Origin of the sequence: Streptomyces albireticuli (assembly GCF_002192455.1) — a bacterium.
GTDB classification, from domain to species: Bacteria; Actinomycetota; Actinomycetes; order Streptomycetales; family Streptomycetaceae; genus Streptomyces; species Streptomyces albireticuli_B.
In genome coordinates this window covers 3916236-3935578 of sequence record NZ_CP021744.1, presented here as the reverse complement: position 1 = coordinate 3935578, position 19343 = coordinate 3916236, and the positions used below count along the sequence as shown (strand labels likewise).

The following is a 19343-nucleotide window of genomic DNA, read 5'->3' as shown; positions in this document are numbered from 1 at the left end:
CCGTGACGGACACGCAGCCTCAGACCGGTGCCGCCGCCGAGGGCACCGACACCCTGTCCCGCCTGGAGCAGGAAGGCGAGATCGCGGCCGACTACCTCGAGGGGCTGCTGGACATCGCCGACCTCGACGGCGACATCGACATGGATGTCGAGGCCGACCGTGCCGCGGTGTCGATCATCAGCGACTCGACCAGCCGTGACCTCCAGAAGCTGGTCGGTCGCGACGGTGAGGTGCTGGAGGCGCTCCAGGAGCTCACCCGGCTCGCCGTGAACCGGGAGACCGGCGACCGCAGCCGCCTCATGCTCGACATCGCCGGCTTCCGCGCCCGTAAGCGCGAGGAGCTCGCGCAGGTCGGCGCCAAGGCGGCCGAGGAGGCGAAGAGCACGGGCCAGGCGGTCAGGCTCGACCCGATGACGCCGTTCGAGCGCAAGGTCGTCCACGACGCCGTGGCCGCCGCCGGTCTGAGCAGCGAGTCCGAGGGCGAGGAGCCGCAGCGCCGCGTGGTTGTCCTCCCGGCCTGAATCCAGCCCTTCTAGATCCCGCTTCTAGGTGTGTCCGGCCCCGTCTGCTCGCAGGCGGGGCCGATCCTTGTCAGCCTGATATTCAGACTCTGACTTTCAGAGAGACGTCGTACGGAAGGACGGTTCCCCGTGGAAGAGGCAGCGGAGCTCCCCCCGGCGCCACCGGAGGCGCAGGAGGTCTTCGGCGACCGCCTGCCAGAGGCCATCCGGTACGCGGAGCTGCTCGCGGACGCGGGCGTACGGCGTGGCCTGATCGGGCCTCGTGAGGTTCCGCGGCTCTGGGAGCGGCACCTGCTGAACTGCGCGGTGCTCTCCGAGGCCGTGCCGGACGGCGTCTCGGTGTGCGATGTGGGCTCGGGCGCCGGGCTGCCCGGTATCCCGCTGGCCCTGGTGCGTCCCGACCTCCAGATCACGCTCCTGGAGCCGCTGCTGCGCCGTACGACGTTCCTCCAGGAGGTCGTCGAGCTGCTGGGCCTGGACCATGTCACGGTCGTCCGCGGCCGCGCCGAGGAGATGCTCGGCAAGGTCCAGCCGGTGCACGTGGTGACGGCCCGGGCGGTGGCTCCGCTGGACAGGCTGGCCGGCTGGGGTGTGCCGCTGCTGCGCCCCTACGGCGAGATGCTGGCCCTCAAGGGCGACACAGCCGAGGAGGAGCTCAAGGGGGCCCGTGCCGCGCTGAGCAAGCTCGGTGTCGTGCGGACCTCGGTGCTCCAGGTAGGCGAGGGCATCGTGGACCCGATGTCCACGGTCGTGCGCGTCGAGGTCGGGGAGAGCCCCGGCGGGGTGCGCTTCGCGGCCAAGCGCGCGAAGGCCGCCGGCCGCTCGCGCCGCCGGCGCTGAGGGAACGGGCCGCCTGGCGGCGGCCCCGCACCGGGCGGTTCTCCACAGGGCGGGCCGCCCGTCACCGGACAATGCTCCATACAAGCTGCCAAACCTATGCAATGCGGAGTGTCGTGGCCTGGTAGCGGAGCGTCCGGTGCATCGTGTTTCACGTGAAACGTCGCTCCTTGCTCAAGGGAATCATCGGCCGTGGCCGGGCGGACGCCGAGCCGCGCGATCGCCGGACGGCTCGAAACCCGGGTTCATCCACAGGCCAGGTGGATTCATCCACAGGAGAACGGGCCTCACTGGTTCACGACCCCGAAACCATGGCAGGCTCTGTCCATTGCGAGCCTGAAGTCGAGGAGAGTGAATCCTTGCGGTCCGACGCCAATATCGCGGGGCCGATGGCCGACCCGGTCCCCGGTCCTCGTCCCGCCGACCCCCAACCGGTAGCCGACCTCGGTCACCTGCCGACGGGCGAGGTTGTTTCACGTGAAACGCCACCACAGCCGATGCCCCGGCCGGACAAGACCCGGGTGATGGTGGTCGCCAATCAGAAGGGCGGGGTCGGCAAGACCACGACGACCGTGAACCTCGCGGCCTCGCTGGCTCTGCACGGCAACCGCGTCCTGGTCATCGACCTGGACCCCCAGGGCAATGCCTCCACGGCGCTGGGCATCGACCATCACGCCGATGTCCCGTCGATCTACGACGTCCTCGTGGACAGCAAGGCCCTCTCCGATGTGGTGCAGCCGGTGCGCGATGTGGAGGGCCTCTTCTGCGCGCCCGCCACCATCGACCTGGCGGGCGCCGAGATCGAGCTGGTCTCCCTCGTGGCCCGTGAGAGCCGGCTCGACCGGGCGATCAAGGCCTATGAGCAGCCGCTGGACTACATCCTCATCGACTGCCCGCCCTCGCTCGGCCTGCTGACGGTCAACGCCCTCGTCGCCGGCGCGGAGGTCCTGATCCCGATCCAGTGCGAGTACTACGCGCTGGAGGGCCTGGGGCAGCTGCTCCGCAATGTCGAGCTGGTACGGGGACACCTGAACCCCGAGCTCCATGTGTCGACGATCCTGCTGACGATGTACGACGGCCGGACCCGGCTGGCCTCGCAGGTGGCCGACGAGGTCCGGAGCCACTTCGGGCACGAGGTGCTGAGAACCAGCATCCCCCGGTCCGTGCGCATCTCGGAGGCGCCCAGCTACGGGCAGACCGTCCTCACCTATGACCCGGGTTCCACCGGTGCGCTGTCCTACCTGGAGGCGGCCCGGGAGATCGCACTGCGAGGGGTCGGCGTGCGTTACGACGGCAGTAAGGCCCACACGGTGGGCCGCCAGCAACAGCAAGACCAGCACAGTATGTCGGAGGGGCTTCAGTGAGTGAGCGACGTAGAGGACTGGGCCGCGGACTGGGAGCGCTGATCCCGGCCGCACCCAAGGCCTCGGACAACGCCGGGCCGGCGGTGGGTCCCGGTGCGACGTCCCCGACGACGATCCCGGTGCTGACGGCCGAACGAGGGACGGGCAAGGTCTCTCGGCCGCCCGCGGCCGATGTTCCTGTTTCACGTGAAACGGAGACTGTGAGCCCCGCGGTGGACACGGATGCCGTGGAGAAGCCGGTCCCGGGGGCGTACTTCGCCGAGCTGCCGCTGGACGCCATCACCCCGAACCCGAGGCAGCCCAGGGAGGACTTCGAGGAGAACGCTCTCGCCGAGCTCGTCACGTCCATCAGCGAGGTCGGGCTGCTCCAGCCGGTGGTCGTCCGCCAGCTGGCTCCCGAGCGCTATGAGCTCATCATGGGTGAGCGGCGCTGGCGGGCCTGCCGCGCGGCGGGGCTGAAGGCGATTCCCGCCATCGTCCGGGCGACCGAGGACGAGAAGCTTCTGCTGGACGCGCTGCTGGAGAATCTGCACCGCGCTCAGCTGAACCCCCTTGAGGAGGCGGCCGCCTACGATCAGCTGCTCAAGGACTTCAACTGCACGCACGACCAGCTGGCGGACCGCATCGGCCGGTCGCGTTCGATGGTCTCCAACACGCTCCGGCTGCTGAAGCTGCCGCCGGATGTGCAGACGAGGGTCGCCGCGGGTGTGCTGTCGGCCGGCCACGCCAGGGCCCTGCTGTCGATCGACGACGCCGCGGAGCAGGACCGGCTGGCGACCCGGATCGTGACCGAGGGCTTGTCGGTGCGCTCGGTGGAGGAGCTCGCCACCCTGTGGAAGAAGGGGACGCGGACTTCGACGAAGGCCAAGGGTCCCCGTGCGGGCGCCCGGGTCTCCCCGGCGCTCACCGGTCTCGCCACCCGGCTCTCGGACCGCTTCGAGACGCGGGTGAAGGTGGACCTGGGCCAGAAGAAGGGCAAGATCGTCGTCGAGTTCGCCTCGATGGAGGATCTGGAGCGCATTCTCGGCACGCTCGCCCCCGGCGAGGGCCGGGTGCTGGAGCAGAAGCTCTCCGGTGAGGACGAGGACACGGAGTAGGTCTGCCGGCGGTAGTCGTGGAGGGCGGGTGGTGTTTCACGTGGAACACCACCCGCCCTTTTCCTTGCCCTGCTTCTCGGTCAATGCCCCTCCGGATACGATGCGTTGGGGTATGGCGCATCCACGTTGGACACAGTTCACGGAGGGGCGGGGCCATGCGAACGGTGAGCCGGACCGGACTGATGGCCACAGGCTTCGGCCTGGGAGCAGTCGGCGGATTCGTCGGCAGTCTCCTCAGGGAGCGGAGCGCGCTGAGCGCCGCCCGGCGTGTGACACACGACGGAAGTGAGGAATGGGCTCCATGGGGCGTCGGCTGGTACCGCTCACGCTGGACAACCTCTCGGATCTTCCTCAACGCTGTCGTGCCTGCGTCTTCTGGGAGCTCGATCCGGTCAGCGGTGAGGCCGCGCTGAGGGCGGGACGCCCGGAGCTGGAGAAAGAGGCCTGGATCTCGGCCGTACTGCTGGAATGGGGATCCTGCGGTCGCGTCGTCTATGTCGACGAGGTCCCGGTGGGCTTTGTGCTCTATGCCCCGCCCGCCTATGTCCCCCGCTCGGCGACCTTCTCCACGAGTCCGGTCGCCGCGGACGCCGTCCAGCTGATGACGTCCTGGCTGGCTCCGGCCTATCAGGGGCAGGGGCTGGGCCGGATGATGGTGCAGACCGTGGCCAAGGACGTCCTGCGACGGGGCTTCAAGGCGATCGAGGCGTTCGGTGATGCCCGCTGGAAGGAGCCCGCCTGCGTCCTGCCCGCGGATCATCTGCTGGCGGTGGGCTTCAAGACCGTACGTCCGCACCCCCGCTATCCCCGGCTCCGGCTGGAGCTCCGGACGGCGCTCTCCTGGAAGGAAGACGTCGAGCTGGCTCTGGACCGGTTGCTGGGAGCGGTGCAGAAGGAGCCCGCTCTCCGGCCGCTCTAGCCGCCGGTCAGCGTCGTGGAGACGGAACAGGCCCGCCCCTGAGAAGGGGGCGGGCCTGTTCGTTCCGCCGTTTCACGTGAAACAGCGGTGGGTCTTACTTGGCGCTGATGAAGGGGTCCAGGTCGCGCTCGATGGCGGCCTTGGGCTTGGCGCCGACGATGGTCTTGACGACCTCGCCGCCCTGGTAGACGTTCAGGGTCGGGATCGACATGACGCCGTACTTCGCGGCCGTGCCCGGGTTCTGGTCGATGTTCAGCTTGACGATCTCGATCTTGTCGCCGTGCTCGGCGGCGATGGCCTCCAGGGAGGGGGCGATCTGGCGGCACGGGCCGCACCAGTCGGCCCAGAAGTCCACCAGAACGGGCTTGTCGCTCTTGAGGACGTCCTCGTCGAAGGAAGCGTCGGTCACGGTCTTGAGAGCCACGGAGGTCTCCTTAAGTCTTCTCAGTGTGGGGGTGGTGGGGTGGGGGGTGGGTCAGGCGGTCTTCTCGGGCTCGCGAACGTGCTCGCTGTGGGAGAGGGAGGCGAGGAAGCGCTCGGCGTCGAGGGCGGCGGAGCAGCCGGTGCCGGCGGCGGTGATCGCCTGGCGGTAGGTGTGGTCCACCACGTCACCGGCGGCGAAGACACCGGTCAGGTTGGTGCGCGTCGACGGGGCCTCGACCTTGAGGTAGCCCTCGTCGTCCAGGTCCAGCTGGCCCTTGAAGAGCTCGGTGCGCGGGTCGTGGCCGATCGCGATGAAGAGGCCGGTCACCGGGAGCTCGGAGGTCTCGTCGGTCTTGAGGTTGCGCAGGGTGAGACCGGAGAGCTTGTTCTCGCCGTGGATCTCGGCGACCTCGCTGTCCCAGACGAAGGAGATCTTCGGGTCGGCGAAGGCGCGCTCCTGCATGGCCTTGCTGGCGCGCAGGGTGTCACGGCGGTGGACGACGGTGACGGACTTGGCGAACCGGGAGAGGAAGGTGGCCTCCTCCATCGCGGTGTCGCCGCCGCCGATGACGGCGATGTCCTGGTCCTTGAAGAAGAAGCCGTCACAGGTGGCGCACCAGGAGACACCGCGGCCGGACAGCTCGTCCTCGCGGGGCAGGCCCAGCTTGCGGTGCTGGGAGCCGGTGGTGACGATCACGGCCTTGGCCTGGTGGACGGTGCCGGCGGAGTCCGTGACGGTCTTGATCTCATTGCTGAGGTCGACCGAGATGACGTCGTCCGGGATCAGCTCGGCACCGAAGCGCTCGGCCTGGGCGCGCATGTTGTCCATGAGGTCCGGGCCCATGATGCCGTCGCGGAAGCCGGGGAAGTTCTCCACGTCGGTGGTGTTCATCAGCGCGCCGCCTGCGGTCACGGCTCCCTCGAAGACCAGCGGCTTCAGCGAAGCGCGGGCGGTGTAGAGCGCGGCCGTGTAGCCGGCGGGCCCGGAGCCGATGATGATCACGTTGCGGACGTCGCTCACGGGAGTCTTCCTTGTCTGCCGACTGCTGTCTCGGGACCTTGCGGGGTGTTCACCCCACCCAACGGATCCTAAGGGGCGAGCATTCCCGAAACGTGACAGCTTGGGCCTGGACAGGCTCAGGAGCGCGGCAGAGTGCGCTTCACCAGCACCTTTCCGGGGGACGGCGGGGCCGCGGTGACACAGCTCGAACTGACGACATAGGCGTCGACCAGCGTCGTGTCGCCCGTGTGCGGGAGGACGACCAGATGAACGTCCTGGCCGTTGTAGGAGTCCGGCTCCGCGGCGAGCGCCGTCTCCGCCCGGCCGATCCCCTCGCGCACACAGGACGGGGTCGGCGCACCGCCCGGGGCGCTGAGCGTGGTGTGCCCCGTCTCCTCGGGGGCGCCGTTCCCGGAGCTCATGCCTCGTGTCTCGGCCTTCTGGAACGGCCTTCCCAGGAGGTCCTGGACCCGGGTCCCCAGCTCACCGGAGGCGAGGACCACCGCCGGCGGCGGACTCTCCTGACCACCGTCCGCCCCGCTCGTGCCGCCGTCGTTCCCGCTCTGGAGGAAGAAGCTGCCGGCTCCGATCACCGCGGCGGCGCAGGCACTCCCGAGGAGGACCCTCGGCCAGCGCCGGGAACGCCGGGTCCTGCCCGCCTTGCCGGTGCCCGGTGTCTGCCGGCCGGGACCGGTGGCGGCCCGGGGGCGTCCGGCGGGACGGTCCGCCGTTTCACGTGAAACAGGCTCGGGGGACACCGGCTCGGGCGCGGGCTCCACCGTTTCACGTGAAACACAGGAGTCGGCCTCGGGCGATGTCGAGTCGAGGAGCGCTTCCGCGGCGAGGGCGGCCTCGATACGGCCCGCGACGTCCGCGGGCATCCGAGGCGGCCCGGGCAGGGTGCCCAGCAGCCCGCGGATCTCGTCCAGCGAGCTCCGTACGTCCTCGCACAGGGCGCAGTCGGCCAGGTGCCGACGGAGGTCCGAGGTCCTGGACGGGGACAGCACACCTTCGGTGAGCGCGGAGATCTCCGCGACCTCCGGGTGCTCATCCGTGCCGGTCGTCGAAGTCACGCTCGCCCACCTCCACCCTTCACTGGATCTGCGTCACTCTGTCCTGCCGGTGGTGGGACGGACGCGCTCTGCGACCGGTTCCTTCCCCCGCCGGGGGCCGGCCTACCCCCACCATCGGCGCGCAGATGGGTGAGCATCGGCAGCAGCCGTGCCCGGCCCCGCGCACATCTGCTTTTCACCGTGCCCACAGGGACATCCAGAACCCTCGCCGCCTCGGCGACCGGATAGCCCTGCATATCGACGAGGACGAGGGCCGCCCGCTGGTCCGGCGGAAGGGTGGCCAGCGCCTGGAGCAGCTCACGGTGGAGATCGCCGCGCTCGGCGGGCGCGGCCGCGGACTCATGGGGTTCGAGCAACTGCTCAAGCCGCTCGGTCTCGGCGAGCGGCGCCGTCCGCCGGGAGGCCGCCTTGCGGGCCCGGTCCAGACAGGCGTTGACGGTGATGCGGTGCAGCCACGTGGTGACGGCGGACTGCCCGCGGAAGGTGTGCGCGGCGCGATAGGCGGAGACCAGGGCGTCCTGGACGGCGTCCGCGGCCTCTTCCCGGTCGCCGAGGGTGCGGAGCGCGACGGCCCAGAGGCGGTCACGGTGACGCCGCACGAGCTCCGTGAAGGCATCGGGGTCGCCGCCCACGTGCTTCGCGAGGAGGTCGGCGTCGCTCAGGTCGTCATGGGTGACGTCGTCCAATGTGGGTCCCCCTCCCCGGGCTCCGCTAGTGTGCCAGCCCCTTGAACTTCACGTCATTGATGCCCTGCTTGTAACCGGGATCGCTCCAGTTGTAAGGGCCGTTCTGCGCCGGGGCATGAGGCATGGCGGTGATCCAGAGGAGGACGTACCGGGTCTCCGTGGGCTTCTTGACGGTGAACTTGAGCCGCTTGTCGTCCGTCTTACCGGACGCCAGCTTCTGCATGTCGTCCAGCGGGGTGGAGGGATTCAGCGCGTCTGCCGCGTAGAGCGTGATGGCGGTGTGAGGGCCCCCGAACTGGAGCTTCACCTCGGCGCCGCTGAACTTCTGCTTCGACCCGAGGTCGTAGACGATGCCGACACCGCGCTTGAAGGACGGGTCGAGCTCCGGGCCGTTGTAGAAGGAGCTGGAGTACCAGCCGGTGCGGGCGTCCTTGTCGTAGGTGTTCCCGACGTCCGCGGCGTGCTGGTACTTGCCGTCCGGCGCGTACTCCTTCGCGGCTTCGATGGCCAGCGTCCGCTCGTTCTTCTTCGAGGAGCCGTCATTGGCCGACGTGGAGCGCGGCGTGTCCGGCTCGCCCGTCTTCAGGAGCGTGTCCGCGAGCTGCCAGCTGCCCAGGCCCAGTGCCGCGATGAGCAGCGCCGCGACGCTCCACTTGAGCGCACGGCCGGTGCGGCTCTGGAGCGGCGGGGGCGGTGGGACGGGTGCCGGCTGCACCGGGACGCCGTTGCGCGTCGGCGGCTGACCGTACGCACCCTGGTGGTAGTTCGTGCGCTGGTAGCCGCCGGGGGGAGTGGCGAAGGGCGTCTCCGGTGGCCGGATGCGCGGCATCGCCGCGACCGCCTTGGCCAGCTCCTCGGGCGTGGCGCAGGGCTGCTCCTGCCGGGAGGCGGTGGCCCCGTCGTTGACGAGGGCGCGCATGGCGAGCTCGGAGAGGCCGCGGTGGATGCCGGCCCGGACCTGGTCCGGGGCGATGAGGCCGACGCCCTTGGGCAGGCCGGGCAGGCCGTAGGCGTTGTTCTCGTACGGCCAGCGCTGGGTGAGCGCGGCGTAGAGGAGCGCGCCGATGGCCTCGGTGTCGGTGCGCTGGGGGTGCTCCGAGGTGATGCCGCGCAGGGCGGCCATGACGGCGAGACCGCGGATGCGGTACTGGCCGGTCGAGGTGCGCAGCACCGAGCCGGGGTTGAGGCGGAGGTGGGCCAGGCCCTCCCGGTGGGCGGCGGCCATGGCCTGGGACACCTGGCTGACGAGCTGGTAGGCGTCGTGCGGCTCCATGGGGCCGGCGGAGAGGACGGCGCTGAGCTCGGTGGCGTCGGGCAGCCATTCGTGGACGACGTAGACGAGGTCGTTCTCCTCGACGGCGTCGAGGACCTGGACGAAGCGGGGGTCGCCGAGCAGGGCGGCGGAGCGGGCCGCGGCGAGCACCGGGCGGGAGCGCGGGTGGCTCGCCGGGAGGAGATGGACGCCCACGGCGCGGCGGAGCTTCTCGTCGACCGCGCGCCAGCTGCTGAATCCCTCCAGACGGGTGACGCACTCCTCCAGGCGGTACCGTCCGGCGAGCTTGTGGCCGCTGTGGAGCTCGGGGGAACGGGCGTCGCGCGTGGTGCCCCGCCGCTCCGCGGGCTCGCTGTCCTTCTGCGTGTCGGGCTTGATCGCGGTCTCCGCCCCGTCGGCCGTGGCCTTGCCCGCCTCGGCGGTCAGCGGCTTGTCGCCGCCGGTGCCTGCCACGTCGACGGCAGCTGTGCTCCGTTCCGCCACCGTCGTTCCTGCCTCCCCATCCGTTGCGAGCTGTCCACAGCCAAGACAATTGTGCCCACAGTCCGGCGCTATGCACGACACGCGGCGGCGGGCGATGGTTGTGCTCGGCTCAGCGTCCGAGTCGTCCGCGGACCATACCGACCATGGCGGTCAGTTCCTCGACGCGCATCCGCTTCGCGGCGATGTAGAAGACAGCGATCAGGATCAGGCCACCGCCGGTCAAAGAGGCGATGGATCCGGCGAAACCCCGGCCGATCAGCTGACCGATGCCGTAAGCGACGGCGCCACCGATCAGCGCGGCGGGGATGCAGGCACCGATGAGACGGGCGTACGTACGGATGACGTGGGAGCCGTCGAGCTCGCCGCCCAGCCGGGTGCGCAGGCGGCGCCACGCGACGCCTACACCGACGGCGTAGGCGAGACCGTACGAGGCGGCCATGCCGGCGACGGCCCAGCGGGCGGGGAGTACCAGGAAGCTCGCGACGGCGCCGGCGGCGTTGACGCCGGCGACGATCACCGTGTTGTAGAAGGGGGTGCGGGTGTCCTCGTAGGCGTAGAAGCCGCGGAGGATGACGTACTGCGCGGAGTACGGGATCAGGCCGAGGCCGAAGGCCATCAGGATGACACCGATGTTCACGGCGCTGTTGATGTCGGAGGTGCCGAACATCAGCGTGGACATGGGGACGCCGAGCGCGAGGAAGGCGAAGGCGCAGGGCACGATCGCGACGGCCGAGGTGCGCAGACCGTGGGAGAGGTCGTCGCGCACGGCCGAGACGTCGCCGTCGTGGGCGGCCCGGGAGATCCGGGGGAGCACCGCGGTCATCACGGAGACCGTGATGATGGCCTGCGGCATCTGCCAGAGCTGGAGCGCGTAGTTGAAGGCCGTGATGCCGGTACCGGAGTGGCCCTGGCCATCCGCGGTCGCGCCGGCCCGGGTGGCGAGCTGGGTGACGACGATCATGCCGAGCTGGTTGGCGAGGACGAAGAACAGCGTCCACTTGGCCAGGCCCGCGGCCTTGCCGAGGCCCTGGCCGCGCCAGTCGAACCGCAGACGGAGCCGGAAGCCGGTCTCCCGGAGGTACGGGAGCATGGCGAGCGCCTGGACCGTGAGGCCCAGCAGGGTGCCGATGCCCAGCAGCCGGATGCCCTCGGGGGTGATGGCGGAGGGGCTCATCTCCCCGGTCTTGTAGATGCCGAACACCCAGATGAAGGCGCCGAAGGTGGCGATGATGACGATGTTGTTGAGGACCGGGGTCCACATCATCGCGCCGAACTTGCCGCGGGCGTTCAGGATCTGTCCGAGAACGACGTGCACGCCCATGAAGAACATGGTGGGCAGGCAGTAGCGGGCGAACGCGACGGCCACGTCCATCTGGGCCGGGTCGTCGGCGTTGTCCGGCATCATCATCCGGACGAGGAGCGGGGCTCCCAGGACACAGACGGTGGTGACGCCCGCGAGCAGGACGACGACCAGGGTGAGGAGCCGGTTGGCGTACGCCTCGCCGCCGTCGTCGTCGTTCTTCATCGCGCGGACCAGCTGCGGGATGAACACGGCGTTGAGCGCGCCGCCGCCGACCAGGATGTAGATCATCGTCGGCAGGACGTTGGCGACCTGGTAGCTGTCGTTGAGGGTGCCGACGCCGATGGCCGCGGCCATCACGAGGTTGCGGGCGAAGCCGAGGATGCGGGAGACGAGGCTGCCCGCCGCCATCACGGCGCTGGACTTCAGCAGGCTCGCGGCCTTGCCGCCGCCCTTGGCCGCCGCCGGGGCCGCGGGGGCCTCGGGGACGGGCGTGGGCTCCGGCTCGGGGCCGGGCTGGGCCGGGCCCTGCGGCGGCTGGGCCGCGTAGTGCCCCGGTCCCGGGATCGGCTGGCCGGACGGGCGCTGCGGCTCGTACGGCTGCTGGTCCCGGTACAGGTGCGCGAAGGCGTCCCGTTCGGGCTGCTGGTCCGACGCCTGGGCGCCGATGCCGGCGAACTGCGTCGTCGGCTCGTCGCCGTACGGGCGGGGGCCGGGGCCGGGCTGCTGCGCCGGCGCCGGGGCCCACAGCTGCGGGTCGGGGCCGTGCTGCGGGCCGGTCGGCTGCTGGTGCAGCGGGTAGGTGTTCTGGTACGTGCCGGGCGGCGGGTGCGCGGCACGGTCGTACAGCGCGTCGCTCACCGGGTCCTGGGCGGACGGGTCCTGCCCGGGGTACGGCTCGGAGGCGTAGGCGTCCCGGAGGTAGGGGTCCTGGGCGTACGGGCCCGGACGGGGCGAGTCCGGGGCAGGCGGAGGCGGCGGGTAGTGACCCCGCTGTTCACCACCCGAGCCCTGCCCGCGGTCACCGTCGTACGGCGCGTTCATCGCTACCCCACCTCATCGTCCGCGGCCGGCCGGCCCCACTACACGTCAACGGTCCACTTTCTCACCTGTGCCGGATGGGTCAGTGCTTTCCGATCCGGTGTCCGGTGCCGGGTCGCCCGGCACCTCCGGCCGGTCGTCACCCGGGCCGCTGTCACCCGGGCCGTTCCCGTCCTCGCCGGGCGCCCCGCCGTCAGCCGCCCCACGGGCGGCGGACCGCTTGCGCTGGAGGTAGATGCGGAGCCCCGCGAGGATCAGGAGGAGGACGCCACCCGCGATGACGAGCAGAACCATAGGGGTGATCGACGTGACATGCACATAGAAGTACATCGGCTCGCCGTAGGGCTGGCCGTCGTCCGTGTACAGCCGGGCCGTCAGCTTCACCGGGCCGTTGGCGTTGGCCCGCGTCTCGAACTTCAGCGTCTGCCGGTGTCCGCCCTCGATCTTGACCGGCTGGGAGGCGTCGACCTTGAGGCGGTTCGGCTGGCTGGACTCCAGCACGAGCCGGAGGCCGTCGATGCCCTGGAGCAGGCCGTTCTGCACGGTGATCGGAAGCGTCGCGTCCCGGCCGGAGAGCGTGGCGTCGGACTTCTTGATGAGCTGCACCTGGCGGGTCAGCTCGTACAGGTACGACTGGACCGCGTCGCGGAAGTCCGCGGCGCCGTTGCGGTCGCCGCGCCACGAGGTGGACATCTCCCGCATGATCGCGCTGCCGAACGGGGTGACCACCCGGTCCTCGGAGGTGAGGATGACCTTGAAGCTGTCCAGGGTGCTCTGGGTCTTCTGGATCTCCTGGAACGCCTCGGTGGGCAGTTCCTGCGCGCGCAGCCCCTCGGGGTAGGAGCCGGAGCCCGGCACCTGCTGGTTGGCGGAGGGGTCCGGCTTGGCCCTGGCCGCGTCGCCCAGGTCGAGCGGCTGGGTCCAGCGGCCGTCCGACAGGCCGCCGATCGCGGCCGCCATGGCCTGCGCCTGGCTCGTCGTGGGCATCCGCTGGGGTGCCACGACGATGCTGCGCTCGTCGTCGGGGGCCTGCCGGTTCACCAGGAGGCTCTGCGCCAGGAAGCGCTGCACGGCCAGCGAGGCGTTGTCCGCCCGGACCAGATCGCCCTGGAAGACCGTGGACATCCGCGCGTCCGCGACGACGGCGGTGTTGCCGCCGCCGATCTGGCGGGCCGCGCTGGGCGTGTACGAGGCCTTGGGCTCGCGGATGCTGTCGCTGCGGGCGATGACGTTGTGGGCGCCCGCGGAGGTGGCCACGTCGACGATCGAGGAGTCGACCGCGCCGTCGACCGGCCAGGCGAAGTCCGTGCGCGGCTTCACACCGAGGATGGTGTCGACGGTGGTGGCGGCGAGCTCCGTCGCGGACTGGAGGTGGCTGAGGGTCCCGGAGACGTCCTTGCCCCGGTGGGCGAGCGAGGCGAGGTCCGGGTCGCCGAAGGGCAGCGCCACCACCTGGTGGCCCGCGACGGCGGTCTGGAGCTGGCTGAGCCACTGCTTGGCGACCGCCTGCCCCTTGCCCGGGACGACCTTCCCGTCCGGCCCGTCGACCCGGTAGCTCTTGGTCATGGCCTCGACCGTGGCGAGCAGGTCGGGGTCGATCACCCAGGTGATCTTCAGGTTCTTGCCCAGCGCCACGAGCTGGTTCAGGCGGCCGCCCGGGGCCAGCTCGGCGGCGAGGTCGTCGTTGGGGAAGATCGGCGTCTGCTGCTGGTCCTTCTCGGTGCGCGCCGTGAGGTGGGTGGCGGAGACCAGCGGCCACAGGAACGTGAGCTGCGTCTTCTTGCCCTCGACACCGGACGGCTGCCACGGCAGCAGGGTCCGCTGGATGCCCAGCACCCCCTCGTAGGGGTGGTCGGACGACCGCCCGGAGAGGGAGACGCCCAGCTGGTAGACGCCGTCGTGGCCGAGGTCGAGGTCCTTCGCCGGCAGGGAGATGCTGAATTCCCTGCTGACCCCCGGAGCCAGCTTGTCGATCTTCTGGGTGTGCTTGCCGAGCTCCGCGCCGTCGGTACCCGGCGAGAAGCCCGCCCGGTAGCCGATGTCGTCGATGTCGCTACGGCCGCTGACCTGCGGGCCCACCCGCAGTCCCACATGGGCGTCGGTGACCGTCGACCCGCTGTTGTTGGTGACGGTGCCGGAGAGCGTGATCGTGTCGTTCTGCGTCGGTGCGACGGGCGTCACGGAGTCGATGGCGACACCGACCGGTCTGGAGGTGGGCGACTCGGCGCGGGCCGTGGGCGCGGCGGGCAGCTGGACCAGGCCGGCCAGGAGCAGGACCCCGAGCAGCACCGTCATGAGGTGCCTGGCCCACCGGCAGGCAGGAGCGGCCGTCGTCCCCTGGAACTCTGCCGCCTCGGCCACGCGCTCGCCCGTCCCTCGTCGTCGTCAGTGGTCGTCCGTTGTGCGTCCACGAATGGTAACGAGGCCCGCTGTGGCTAAGTGCCGCGGACCGTTCCGCAAGATCGCCACGGGGCGGTTGTCCGGACTGCGCCCGCTTTGCCTGGGCTGTCGGCTTGTGCCCTTGACGAAGAGGCCCTCCGGCGTGCGGCCACGTACCCTCTTCTGTTGTGCCGAACGCCAACAATGACAGCCACACCACGCCGTCCACGAACGAGCTCAGCCACGTGCAGCGCCGCGCCGTGAGCGAGCTCCTGAGGGTCTCCCCCGTGGCCGACGACCTCGCCCGCCGATTCAAGGAGGCCGGGTTCTCGCTTGCCCTGGTCGGCGGATCGGTGCGGGACGCGCTGCTCGGCCGGCTCGGCAACGACCTGGACTTCACCACGGACGCCCGTCCGGAGGACGTGCTGAAGATCGTGCGGCCGTGGGCCGACGCCGTCTGGGAGGTCGGCATCGCCTTCGGGACCGTGGGATGCCGCAAGTCGGACTTCGACATCGAGGTCACCACATACCGGTCGGAAGCGTACGACCGGACCTCGCGCAAGCCGGAGGTCTCCTACGGCGACTCCATCGAGGAAGATCTCGTCCGCCGGGACTTCACCGTCAACGCGATGGCCGTCGCGCTGCCGGAGAAGGAGTTCATCGACCCGCACAACGGCCTGGAGGACCTGGCCGCGCGGATCCTGCGCACCCCCGGCACCCCCGAGGAGTCCTTCTCCGACGACCCGCTGCGCATGATGCGGGCCGCGCGCTTCGCCGCGCAGCTGGACTTCGAGGTCGCGCCCGAGGTCGTCGAGGCGATGACGGAGATGAGCGGCCGGCTGGAGATCGTCTCCGCCGAGCGGGTCCGGGACGAGCTCAACAAGCTCATCCTCTCCGACCACCCCCGCAAGGGCCTGCGGCTCCTCGTCGACACCGGGCTCGCCGCCCTCGTCCTGCCCGAGCTCCCGGCCCTGCGCCTGGAGCGTGACGAGCACCACCGCCACAAGGACGTGTACGAGCACACGCTCACCGTCCTGGAGCAGGCCGTCGACCTGGAGGAGAGCGGCCCCGACCTCGTGCTGCGCCTCGCCGCGCTGCTGCACGACATCGGCAAGCCGAAGACCCGGCGCTTCGAGAAGGACGGCCGGGTCTCCTTCCACCACCATGAGGTGGTCGGCGCGAAGATGACCAAGTCGCGGATGACCAAGCTCAAGTACTCCAACGAGCTGGTGAAGGACGTCTCCAAGCTGGTCGAGCTCCACCTCCGCTTCCACGGCTACGGAACGGGCGAGTGGACCGACTCCGCCGTGCGCCGGTACGTACGGGACGCCGGCCCGCTGCTGGACCGTCTGCACAAGCTGACCCGCTCGGACTGCACGACGCGTAACAAGCGCAAGGCGAGCGCCCTGTCCCGCGCGTACGACGGCCTGGAGGAGCGCATCGCCCGGCTCCAGGAGCAGGAGGAGCTGGACTCGATCCGGCCGGATCTGGACGGTAACCAGATCATGGGGATCCTCGGGGTGGGCCCCGGCCCGCAGATCGGCAAGGCGTACAAGCACCTGCTGGAGCTGCGCCTGGAGAACGGCCCGATGGAGCAGGAGGCCGCCGTCGCCGCGCTCAAGGAGTGGTGGGCGACGCAGAGCTGAACCGTCGCGCCGGCGTTTCCGTGGTTTCACGTGAAACACCAGCGCGGGGATGTGCCGAGGGGCGGTGTTTCACGTGAAACACCGCCCCTCGGCACATCCGGATCACCGGCGCCGGGGCCGGGCCATGGCGATCGCGGTCGCCGCGTAGATCAGGGCGACGGTCACCACCAGCGCGGCCGAGCGGCCGTCGGGCGGCAGCATCAGCGCGGCCACCGCCGCCGCGCCCACGAAGGCGACGTTGAAGAGGACGTCGTAGAGGGAGAAGACCCGCCCCCGGAAGGCGTCGTCGACCGACTCCTGGACCACCGTGTCCGTGGCGATCTTCGCGCCCTGGGTGCACAGGCCCAGGACGAACGCGGCGATCAGCATGGGCGCGGGGGCGAAGGGGAGACCCAGCGCCGGCTCCAGGACCGCCGCCACCGCGGCGCAGACGATCATCCAGCCGCGCCGGCCGAGCCGGGCCACGGCCCACGGCGTGAGCACGGCGGCCGCGAAGAACCCGGCCCCGGACACGGCCACCGCGACACCGAGCAGGGCCAGGCCCGCGGACTCGGTGTCCGTCCACGCGTACCGGCAGAGCATCAGCACGGTGACCAGCAGCGCGCCGTAGCAGAAGCGCATCAGCGTCATGGCGGCCAGGGCACGGGAGGCCGTACGGCGCTCCCCGAGGTGGCGCAGTCCCGCGGCCAGGCCGCTGACCGTGTCGGCCAGGGTCGCGCGCAGCCGGGACCGCGGCGCGGAGGCGTCGGGGCCGAGGAGGCCGGCGGGCATGGTCAGGGAGCTGAGGCCTGCGCACAGGTAGAGGGCGGCGCCCAGCAGGACGACGACGGCGTCGGAGCCGGTGCCCTCGGGTGTGACGAGGCGGACGGCGAAGGCGAGGCCGCCGCCCGCGGTGGCCGCGAGGGTGCCGGCGGTCGGGGAGAGGGAGTTCGCCATGACCAGGCGCTCGGGGGAGTCGACCACCCGGGGCAGGGAGGCGGAGAGCGCGGCCAGGACGAAGCGGTTGACCGCCGTGACGGACAGCGCCGAGGCGTAGAAGAGCCAGTCGGGGACGCGGGCGACGATCAGCAGGGCGGTGACGGTGGCCAGCGCGGTGCGCAGCAGGTTGCCGTGGAGGAGCACCTGACGTCGGCGCCGGCGGTCCAGCAGGACCCCCGCGAACGGGCCGAGGAGCGAGTACGGCAGTAGCAGCACGGCCATGGCGGAGGCGATGGCCGTGGGGGACGCCTGCTTCTCGGGGGAGAAGACCACATAGGTGGCGAGCGCGACCTGGTAGACACCGTCGGCGGCCTGGGACAGCAGCCGCACGGCGAGCAGGCGGCGGAAGTCACGCAGTCGGAGCAGGACACGCAGGTCACGCACTACGGGCATGCCGCCCAGCCTCACACAACGCGTGGGCCCCCGGGCGGATTACCCGGGGGCCCACGATCAAGCTCTGTACATCACCCTAGGAGGGTTCCGCTCAGCGCTCGACCTCGCCCTTGATGAACTTCTCGACGTTCTCACGGGCCTCGTCGTCGAAGTACTGCACCGGCGGCGACTTCATGAAGTAGGAGGACGCGGAGAGGATCGGGCCACCGATGCCGCGGTCCTTGGCGATCTTCGCGGCGCGGACGGCGTCGATGATGACACCGGCGGAGTTCGGGGAGTCCCAGACCTCGAGCTTGTACTCCAGGTTCAGCGGGACGTCGCCGAACGCGCGGCCCTCGAGGCGCACGTAGGCCCACTTGCGGTCGTCGAGCCACGCCACGTAGTCCGACGGGCCGATGTGGACGTTGTCCTCGCCCAGCTCGCGGTCGCGGATCTGGGAGGTGACGGCCTGCGTCTTGGAGATCTTCTTGGACTCCAGGCGCTCGCGCTCGAGCATGTTCTTGAAGTCCATGTTGCCGCCGACGTTCAGCTGCATCGTGCGGTCCAGGATGACGCCCCGGTCCTCGAACAGCTTCGCCATCACACGGTGCGTGATGGTGGCGCCGACCTGCGACTTGATGTCGTCGCCGACGATCGGGACGCCCGCCTCGGTGAACTTGTCCGCCCACTCCTTGGTGCCGGCGATGAAGACCGGGAGAGCGTTGACGAACGCGACCTTGGCGTCGATGGCGCACTGCGCGTAGAACTTGGCGGCGTCCTCGGAACCCACCGGCAGGTAGCAGACCAGGACGTCGACCTGCTTGTCCTTGAGGACCTGGACGATGTCCACGGGGGCCTCGGCGGACTCCTCGATGGTCTGGCGGTAGTACTTGCCCAGGCCGTCGTGGGTGTGGCCGCGCTGCACGGTGACGCCGGTCGACGGCACGTCGCAGATCTTGATGGTGTTGTTCTCGCTGGCGCCGATGGCGTCGGCGAGGTCGAGGCCGACCTTCTTCGCGTCGACGTCGAACGCGGCCACGAACTCCACATCGCGCACGTGGTAGTCGCCGAACTGCACGTGCATCAGACCCGGCACGCGGCCGTTCGGGTCGGCGTCCTTGTAGTACTCGACGCCCTGCACCAGCGAGGCGGCGCAGTTGCCCACGCCGACGATGGCTACGCGAACCGAACCCATTCCGGTTGCTCCCTGTTTGTACTCGACGAAGCCCTGCGAGTGCAGGGCTCAGTTGGCGGTGTCGCCGGACGCATCCGTCCGGGAACCACCCCGGTTCCGGGGTGTGCCGCCCGTTTCTCCTGATGTGTCCTGCGGTGCGGCGGCCTTGCGCATGTCGCGCCCGGTCCGCTCGCTCTCGATCAGCTCGTTCAACCAGCGGACCTCGCGCTCCACCGACTCCATGCCGTGGCGCTGGAGTTCGAGGGTGTAGTCGTCCAACCGCTCGCGGGTACGGGCCAGGGAGGCGCGCATCTTCTCCAGACGCTCCTCCAGCCGGCTGCGGCGGCCTTCCAGCACCCGCATCCGTACGTCCCGCGAGGTCTGCCCGAAGAACGCGAAGCGGGCGGCGAAGTGTTCGTCCTCCCACGCGTCCGGGCCGGTGTGGGCGAGCAGCTCCTCGAAGTGCTCCTTGCCGTCCGCCGTCAGCCGGTAGACGATCTTGGCCCGGCGTCCGGCGAGGGACGCCGCGCGGGCGTCCTCCGGAGCGCTGCCGGGCTCCTCGATCAGGTAACCGCCGGCGACGAGCGTCTTGAGGCAGGGGTAGAGGCTTCCGTAGCTGAACGCTCGGAACACCCCGAGCGAGGTGTTGAGGCGTTTCCGCAGTTCATAGCCGTGCATCGGGGACTCACGGAGCAGCCCGAGAACGGCGAACTCGAGGATGCCGGAGCGTCTGCTCATATGTCGCCCTCCTTCGCCCCTAGTGTCCCCTATGCCGCG

Annotated in this window: 16 protein-coding genes; 6 read left to right on the top strand and 10 right to left on the bottom strand. The window is 70.4% G+C overall.

All coding sequences use genetic code 11. The features are described 5' to 3' along the window. Positions 1-2 precede the first annotated feature (2 nt). The 5 genes from SMD11_RS16880 (at position 3) to SMD11_RS16860 (ending at position 4738) form a co-directional block, all read left to right on the top strand. Positions 3-521: a protein jag gene (locus SMD11_RS16880; protein WP_087930557.1), complete on the top strand. Its 519-nt coding sequence runs from the start codon at positions 3-5 to the stop codon at positions 519-521. Between the two features lie 129 nt (positions 522-650). Then, positions 651-1361 (top strand): 16S rRNA (guanine(527)-N(7))-methyltransferase RsmG, encoded by a 711-nt coding sequence (gene rsmG / locus SMD11_RS16875; RefSeq protein ID WP_087927251.1) that lies wholly within the window; start codon positions 651-653, stop codon positions 1359-1361. A 308-nt stretch (positions 1362-1669) separates the two neighbouring features. Continuing rightward, complete coding sequence (locus tag SMD11_RS16870; RefSeq protein ID WP_087927250.1) at positions 1670-2722, top strand: ParA family protein; 1053 nt, start codon at positions 1670-1672, stop codon at positions 2720-2722. Then, entirely contained in the window at positions 2719-3819 is a 1101-nt protein-coding gene (locus SMD11_RS16865) for a ParB/RepB/Spo0J family partition protein (RefSeq protein ID WP_087927249.1), read from the top strand. Before SMD11_RS16870 ends, SMD11_RS16865 begins: the two co-directional genes overlap by 4 nt. A 301-nt stretch (positions 3820-4120) precedes the next feature. After that, complete coding sequence (locus SMD11_RS16860) at positions 4121-4738, top strand: GNAT family N-acetyltransferase (RefSeq protein ID WP_087930556.1); 618 nt, start codon at positions 4121-4123, stop codon at positions 4736-4738. Between the two features lie 94 nt (positions 4739-4832). On the opposite strand, the gene trxA is transcribed toward SMD11_RS16860, so the two are convergent. From trxA to SMD11_RS16825, 7 genes are all read right to left on the bottom strand, one after another. Next, positions 4833-5162, bottom strand: a complete 330-nt coding sequence (gene trxA, locus SMD11_RS16855; RefSeq protein ID WP_087927248.1) for a thioredoxin — start codon at positions 5160-5162, stop codon at positions 4833-4835. A 51-nt stretch (positions 5163-5213) separates the two neighbouring features. Beyond that, positions 5214-6182, bottom strand: a complete 969-nt coding sequence (gene trxB, locus SMD11_RS16850) for a thioredoxin-disulfide reductase (RefSeq protein ID WP_087927247.1) — start codon at positions 6180-6182, stop codon at positions 5214-5216. 116 nt (positions 6183-6298) lie between these two features. Beyond that, the gene (locus tag SMD11_RS16845) at positions 6299-7234 is read right to left on the bottom strand and encodes a hypothetical protein (RefSeq protein WP_087927246.1); all 936 of its coding nucleotides are present in this window, start codon (positions 7232-7234) and stop codon (positions 6299-6301) included. Beyond that, on the bottom strand, positions 7231-7920 hold the full coding sequence (sigM, locus tag SMD11_RS16840; RefSeq protein WP_087927245.1) for an RNA polymerase sigma factor SigM: 690 nt from the start codon (positions 7918-7920) through the stop codon (positions 7231-7233). The genes SMD11_RS16845 and sigM overlap by 4 nt, the downstream gene beginning before the upstream one ends. A 25-nt stretch (positions 7921-7945) precedes the next feature. Beyond that, on the bottom strand, positions 7946-9676 hold the full coding sequence (locus SMD11_RS16835) for a protein kinase family protein (protein WP_087927244.1): 1731 nt from the start codon (positions 9674-9676) through the stop codon (positions 7946-7948). 109 nt (positions 9677-9785) lie between these two features. Continuing rightward, positions 9786-12020: a murein biosynthesis integral membrane protein MurJ gene (gene murJ, locus SMD11_RS16830; protein ID WP_087927243.1), complete on the bottom strand. Its 2235-nt coding sequence runs from the start codon at positions 12018-12020 to the stop codon at positions 9786-9788. Positions 12021-12065: 45 nt separating this feature from the next. Further along, on the bottom strand, positions 12066-14378 hold the full coding sequence (locus SMD11_RS16825; RefSeq protein ID WP_087927242.1) for a DUF6049 family protein: 2313 nt from the start codon (positions 14376-14378) through the stop codon (positions 12066-12068). A 206-nt stretch (positions 14379-14584) separates the two neighbouring features. Between SMD11_RS16825 and SMD11_RS16820 the strand changes: the two genes are divergently transcribed. Beyond that, positions 14585-16042 (top strand): CCA tRNA nucleotidyltransferase, encoded by a 1458-nt coding sequence (locus SMD11_RS16820; RefSeq protein ID WP_087927241.1) that lies wholly within the window; start codon positions 14585-14587, stop codon positions 16040-16042. A 102-nt stretch (positions 16043-16144) separates the two neighbouring features. Here the strand turns inward: SMD11_RS16820 and SMD11_RS16815 are convergent, their stop codons facing one another. From SMD11_RS16815 to SMD11_RS16805, 3 genes are all read right to left on the bottom strand, one after another. Continuing rightward, the gene (locus SMD11_RS16815; RefSeq protein WP_087927240.1) at positions 16145-17413 is read right to left on the bottom strand and encodes an MFS transporter; all 1269 of its coding nucleotides are present in this window, start codon (positions 17411-17413) and stop codon (positions 16145-16147) included. 91 nt (positions 17414-17504) lie between these two features. Next, positions 17505-18587, bottom strand: coding sequence for an inositol-3-phosphate synthase (locus SMD11_RS16810; protein WP_087927239.1), 1083 nt, complete (start codon positions 18585-18587; stop codon positions 17505-17507). A gap of 48 nt (positions 18588-18635) precedes the next feature. Continuing rightward, positions 18636-19304, bottom strand: a complete 669-nt coding sequence (locus SMD11_RS16805; protein WP_087927238.1) for a PadR family transcriptional regulator — start codon at positions 19302-19304, stop codon at positions 18636-18638. Positions 19305-19343 lie beyond the last annotated feature (39 nt).